The organism is Streptomyces sp. NWU339 (assembly GCF_003143855.1).
Lineage (GTDB): Bacteria > Actinomycetota > Actinomycetes > Streptomycetales > Streptomycetaceae > Streptomyces.
The window spans coordinates 1-6050 of record NZ_QFRK01000106.1 but is presented as its reverse complement, the minus strand read 5'-3'; the positions used below and the strand labels follow the sequence as shown (position 1 = coordinate 6050).

The 6050-nt window shown below is 71.8% G+C and carries 6 protein-coding genes; all 6 read left to right on the top strand.

From position 1 onward, the window contains the following. A partial coding sequence (locus DIZ27_RS43020) for an FAD-dependent oxidoreductase (RefSeq protein ID WP_181383997.1) occupies positions 1 to 524 on the top strand: 524 nt, incomplete at its 5' end. 71 nt (positions 525 to 595) lie between these two features. Beyond that, a complete protein-coding gene (locus DIZ27_RS43015) occupies positions 596 to 1660 on the top strand; it encodes a polyprenyl synthetase family protein (RefSeq protein ID WP_109383721.1) in 1065 nt (354 codons plus the stop codon). A 119-nt stretch (positions 1661 to 1779) separates the two neighbouring features. Continuing rightward, the gene (shc, locus tag DIZ27_RS43010) at positions 1780 to 3894 is read left to right on the top strand and encodes a squalene--hopene cyclase (RefSeq protein ID WP_258308876.1); all 2115 of its coding nucleotides are present in this window, start codon (positions 1780 to 1782) and stop codon (positions 3892 to 3894) included. Further along, positions 3894 to 4535 carry a 1-hydroxy-2-methyl-2-butenyl 4-diphosphate reductase gene (locus DIZ27_RS43005; RefSeq protein WP_109383720.1) on the top strand — a complete coding sequence of 214 codons (642 nt, stop codon included), beginning with the start codon at positions 3894 to 3896 and terminating at the stop codon, positions 4533 to 4535. Before shc ends, DIZ27_RS43005 begins: the two co-directional genes overlap by 1 nt. A 5-nt stretch (positions 4536 to 4540) precedes the next feature. Continuing rightward, complete coding sequence (hpnH, locus tag DIZ27_RS43000) at positions 4541 to 5581, top strand: adenosyl-hopene transferase HpnH (protein ID WP_109383719.1); 1041 nt, start codon at positions 4541 to 4543, stop codon at positions 5579 to 5581. Between the two features lie 4 nt (positions 5582 to 5585). Next, positions 5586 to 6050 (top strand): flavodoxin-dependent (E)-4-hydroxy-3-methylbut-2-enyl-diphosphate synthase (locus DIZ27_RS42995; protein ID WP_181383996.1); only part of this gene is annotated, 465 nt, incomplete at its 3' end.

Sequence of the window (6050 nt, the reverse complement as noted above, 5' to 3'; positions counted from 1 at the left end):
ACGTCCACGTCGTCTACGACCGCAMGGTGCTCGCCCGGCCCTTCTTCGCGGCCCTCGGCAGCCCCGTGCAGYGGGTCTTCGACCGCACCGAGGCGTCCGGCCTGCGGCAGGGGCAGTACCTGGCCGTGTCGCAGTCGGTCGCGCAGAACGAGATCGACGAGCCGGTGGCCGCGCTGCGCGCACGCTATCTGCCCGAACTGGAACGGCTGCTGCCGCGCACCCGCGGAGCCGGCGTACGGGACTTCTTCGTCACCCGGGAGCGCACCGCCACGTTCGTTCCCGCCCCCGGCGTCGGACGGCTCAGGCCCGGCGCCCGCACCAAGGCCCCCGGCCTGTATCTGGCCGGAGCGTGGACCGCCACCGGGTGGCCCGCGACCATGGAGGGTGCGGTCCGCAGCGGCGTCGACGCGGCGGACGCCGCGCTGGGCGCCCTGGGCCGGCCCCGCCCCCGCCACCTCTTCGCAGAGGAGGAGGCGGCCGACCGCGGCGTTCCGGGCGCCGTCGTGCGAGGTGGGCTCCGGTGACCGCCGACGCACCCGCCGCGGCAGGCCCGCGCACCCTCGGTACCGCAACAAGAGGAGAGACTGTGCCCACTGTGCCCCCGGCCTCGACGGCCGCTGGAAGGACCGCGGCGGACGCGCCCGCGCTCCTGGAGCGCGGCCGGACACTGGCCATGCCGGTACTGCGGGCGGCCATCGACCGCCTGGCGCCTCCCATGGACACCGTCGCCGCCTACCACTTCGGCTGGCTCGACGCCGACGGCCGGCCCGCCGACGGCGACGGCGGCAAGGCCGTACGCCCCGCGCTCGCCGTGCTGTCCGCCGAAGTCACCGGTGCCGCCCCCGAGGTCGGCATCCCCGGCGCGGTCGCCGTTGAACTCGTGCACAACTTCTCCCTGCTGCACGACGACCTGATGGACGGCGACGAACAGCGCAGGCACCGCGACACCGTCTGGAAGGTGCACGGCCCCGCCCAGGCCATCCTGGTCGGCGACGCCCTGTTCGCCCTCGCCTACGACGTGCTGCTGGAACTCGGCACCGCCGAGGCCGCCCGGGCCGCCCGCCGGCTGACCACCGCCAGCCGCTCCCTCATCGACGGCCAGGCGCAGGACATCTCCTACGAGCACCGCGAACGGGTCGGCGTCGAGGAGTGCCTGGAGATGGAGGGCAACAAGACCGGCGCCCTGCTGGCCTGCGCCAGCTCCGTCGGAGCCGTCCTCGGCGGTGCCGACCAGCACACCGCCGACACCCTGGAGACCTACGGCTACCACCTCGGCCTGGCCTTCCAGGCCGTCGACGACCTGCTCGGCATCTGGGGCGACCCGGCTGCCACCGGCAAGCAGACCTGGAGCGACCTGCGGCAGCGCAAGAAGTCCCTCCCGGTCGTGGCGGCGCTCGCCGCGGGCGGCTCCGCCTCCGAACAGCTCGCCCACATCCTCGCCGCCGACGCCGAGAGCAGCGACTTCGCGAACTTCTCCGAGGAGGAGTTCGCGGCCCGCGCGGCCCTCATCGAGCAGGCCGGCGGACGGGAGTGGACCGCCGAGGAAGCACGTCGTCAGCACACCACCGCCATCGAAGCCCTCGACGCCGTCGACATGCCCGACCGAGTACGGGACCAGTTCACGGCGCTCGCGGACTTCGTCGTCGTACGAAAGAGATGATCACCATCGGTCGAATAGCCCTCGCGTAGTCGCCGGCCGGTGTGACGAGGAGTACGGCACCGGCCGACGGCGGACCCACAGCAGACGCACACATTGCAGGACTGCACGAAGGGGAAGCCATGACAGCGACGACCGACGGAAGCACCGGGGCGGCCCTGCCGTCCCGAGTGACCGCGGCCAGCGAAAACGACACCGACATCCCCGTGGCGGCCGGGGCACCCGACATCGCCGCCGGCGCCATGCGGCGCGCCACCGAGTTCCTGCTGTCCCGCCAGGACGACCAGGGCTGGTGGAAGGGAGACCTCGAGACCAACGTCACGATGGACGCCGAGGACCTGCTGCTGCGTCAGTTCCTCGGGGTTCTCGACGAAAAGACCACCCATGCCGCCGCCCTGTTCATCCGGGGCGAGCAGCGCGAGGACGGCACCTGGGCCACCTTCCACGAAGGCCCCGGCGAACTCTCCACCACCATCGAGGCGTACGTCGCCCTCCGGCTGGCCGGTGACTCGCCGGACGCCCCGCACATGGCGCGGGCCTCCGCCTGGGTCCGCGCGCACGGCGGGGTCGCCGCCTCCCGGGTCTTCACCCGGATCTGGCTGGCCCTGTTCGGCTGGTGGAAGTGGGAGGACCTGCCGGAACTCCCGCCCGAGCTGATCTGGTTCCCGTCCTGGGTGCCGCTCAACATCTACGACTTCGGCTGCTGGGCACGGCAGACCATCGTCCCGCTGACGATCGTCTCCGCCAAGCGGCCGGTACGGCCCGCCCCGTTCCCGCTGGACGAACTGCACACCGACCCGGTCCGTCCCAACCCTCCGGTACCGCTCGCTCCGGCGACCAGTTGGGACGGCGCCTTCCAGCGGCTGGACAAGGGCCTGCGCGCGTTGCGCAGGGCCGTCCCGCGTGGGCTGCGCAGGGCGGCGATGCACACCGCGGCCCGCTGGATCATCGAGCGGCAGGAGAACGACGGCTGCTGGGGTGGCATCCAGCCGCCCGCCGTGTACTCGGTCATCGCCCTGCACCTGCTCGGCTACGACCTGAACCACCCGGTGATGCGCGCGGGACTCCAGTCCCTGGACCGGTTCGCCGTGTGGCGCGAGGACGGCGCCCGGATGATCGAGGCCTGCCAGTCCCCGGTGTGGGACACCTGTCTCGCCACCATCGCCCTGGCCGACGCCGGTCTGCCCGCCGACCACCCGCAACTGGTCAGGGCCGCCGACTGGATGCTCGGCGAACAGGTCGTCAGACCCGGTGACTGGTCCGTCCGCAGGCCCGGACTGCCGCCCGGTGGCTGGGCGTTCGAGTTCCACAACGACAACTACCCCGACATCGACGACACCGCCGAGGTGGTCCTCGCACTCCGCCGGGTCAAGCACCACGACCCGGAGCGGGTCGACAACGCCATCGGCCGCGGAGTGCGCTGGAACCTCGGCATGCAGTCCCGCAACGGTGCCTGGGGCGCGTTCGACGTCGACAACACCAGCCCGTTCCCCAACCGGCTGCCGTTCTGCGACTTCGGCGAGGTCATCGACCCGCCGTCGGCCGATGTCACCGCCCACGTCGTGGAGATGCTCGCCGTCGAGGGACTCGCCCACGACCCGCGCACCCGGCGCGGCATCCGGTGGCTGCTCGCCGAACAGGAGCCGGACGGCTCGTGGTTCGGCCGCTGGGGCGTCAACTACCTCTACGGCACCGGGTCCGTGGTGCCCGCGCTGGTCGCCGCCGGGCTCCCCGGCTCGCACCCGGCGATCCGGCGGGCCGTCGCCTGGCTGGAGTCGGTCCAGAACGACGACGGCGGCTGGGGCGAGGACCTGCGCTCCTACCGGCACGCCCGTGAGTGGAGTGGCCGGGGCGCCTCGACCGCGTCGCAGACGGGGTGGGCGCTGATGGCCCTGCTGGCGGCCGGCGAGAGGGAGTCCGGGGCCGTCGAGCGCGGCATCGCGTGGCTGGCCGCCACCCAGCGGGAGGACGGCTCCTGGGACGAGCCCCACTTCACCGGCACCGGTTTCCCCTGGGACTTCTCCATCAACTACCACCTCTACCGGCAGGTCTTCCCGCTCACCGCGCTCGGCCGGTACGTGAACGGGGAACCGTTCGCCGGGAAGCCCGCCGCGGCACAGCCGGGTGCGGGCACGGCGAGCGCGGGCGCACCGGATGCTTCGGGTGTCGGCGTGTCGGACGCCGGCGCCTCGGGTCCCGGACCGGAGCAGCGGCTCGCCGAGGCGAAGGGCAGCTGATGAGCGCCCGGCCGGCCCCGGCCCCGCTGCTGATCGCCTGCGCGCTCGGCATCGAGCAGCTCGCCCTGCACAGGCGGGTGCGGGCAGGGGCCGCCGGGCCGGTCACCGTCCTGCGGACGGGCATGGGGCCGGAGGCGGCCGAGCGCTCGGTCACCCGGATGCTCGCCGAACGGGTGCTGCGCGACGCGGCCGTGCTGGCCACCGGCTTCTGCGCGGGGCTGGCCCCCGGGATGCACCCCGGCGACCTGGTGGTCGCCGAGGAGACCCGGGACCCGCGCGGCAGCGTCCCCTGCGACGGCACCGAACTGCTGGTGAAGGAACTGGGCCGGGTCGCCCCGGGGCGCACCGTCCACACCGGTCCGCTCACCGGTTCCGAGCACGTCGTCCGCGGGCACGAACGGTCCGAGCTGCTCGCCACCGGCGCGATCGCCGTGGACATGGAGTCCGCGGCCACGCTCCTGAGCGCCGTCCGGTTGGGTGCGCGCCCTGTTGCGGCCGTCCGGGTGGTCGTGGACGCTCCTGAACATGAACTGGTCCGGATCGGCACGGTGCGCGGTGGAATATCGGCTTTCCGCGTTCTTCGTTCCGTTCTTCCCGCGTATCTCGAATGGCACCGTTCCTTGCTGCTCCCCAGGAGGTGAGCCAGATGGCCATGCCACTGCGGCAGTCCATCAAGGTCGCTACGTACTTGGCTGAACAGAAGCTCCGCAGGCGCGAGAAGTTTCCGCTCATCGTCGAGCTGGAACCGCTCTTCGCCTGCAATCTCGCGTGCGAGGGCTGCGGGAAGATCCAGCACCCGGCCGGGGTGCTCAAGCAGCGCATGCCGGTCGCCCAGGCCGTGGGCGCGGTGCTGGAGTCCGGTGCGCCGATGGTGTCGATCGCCGGCGGTGAACCGCTGATGCACCCTCAGATCGACGAGATCACACGTCAGTTGGTGGCCAGGAGGAAGTATGTGTTCCTGTGCACCAACGCCATGCTGCTGCGCAAGAAGATGGACAAGTTCACGCCGTCGCCCTACTTCGCGTTCGCCGTGCACATCGACGGGCTGCGCGAGCGGCACGACGAGTCCGTCGCGAAGGAGGGCGTGTTCGACGAGGCCGTGGCCGCCATCAAGGAGGCCAAGCGGCGCGGCTTCCGGGTCACCACCAACTCGACCTTCTTCAACACCGACACCCCGCAGACCGTCGTCGAGGTGCTCAACTACCTCAACGACGACCTCAAGGTCGACGAGATGATGATCTCGCCCGCCTACGCCTACGAGAAGGCCCCCGACCAGGAGCACTTCCTGGGTGTGGAGCAGACCCGGGAGCTGTTCAGGAAGGCCTTCGCCGGCGGCAACCGGCGCCGCTGGCGGCTGAACCACTCCCCGCTGTTCCTGGACTTCCTCGAGGGCAGGATCGACTTCCCGTGCACCGCGTGGGCGATCCCGAACTACTCGCTCTTCGGCTGGCAGCGCCCCTGCTATCTGATGAGCGACGGCTATGTGCCGACGTACCGGGAGCTGATCGAGGAGACCGACTGGGACAAGTACGGCCGCGGCAAGGACCCGCGCTGCGCCAACTGCATGGCGCACTGCGGATACGAGCCCACCGCCGTCCTCGCCACCATGGGGTCGCTCAAGGAGTCCCTGCGCGCCATGCGCGACACGGTCTCGGGGCCCTCGGGAAACCCGGGAAGCAGGGAGTGAGGCCGTGACCGCCGTATCGCTCGGGATGCCCGAGGCGCCCGCGTCGTTGCTCGCCGAGCGGCGTGCGTCGCGGCGGATCCAGGTGGGGTCGGTGGCGGTGGGCGGGGACGCGCCGGTGTCGGTGCAGTCGATGACCACCACGCGCACCTCCGACATCGGCGCGACGCTGCAGCAGATCGCCGAGCTGACCGCGTCGGGCTGCCAGATCGTGCGGGTGGCCTGCCCCACCCAGGACGACGCGGACGCGCTGGCGGTCATCGCCCGCAAGTCGCAGATCCCGGTGATCGCGGACATCCACTTCCAGCCCAAGTACGTGTTCGCGGCCATCGAGGCCGGCTGCGCCGCCGTCCGCGTGAACCCCGGCAACATCAAGCAGTTCGACGACAAGGTCAAGGAGATCGCGCAGGCGGCCAACGACCACGGCACGCCGATCCGGATCGGGGTCAACGCCGGGTCGCTGGACCGGCGG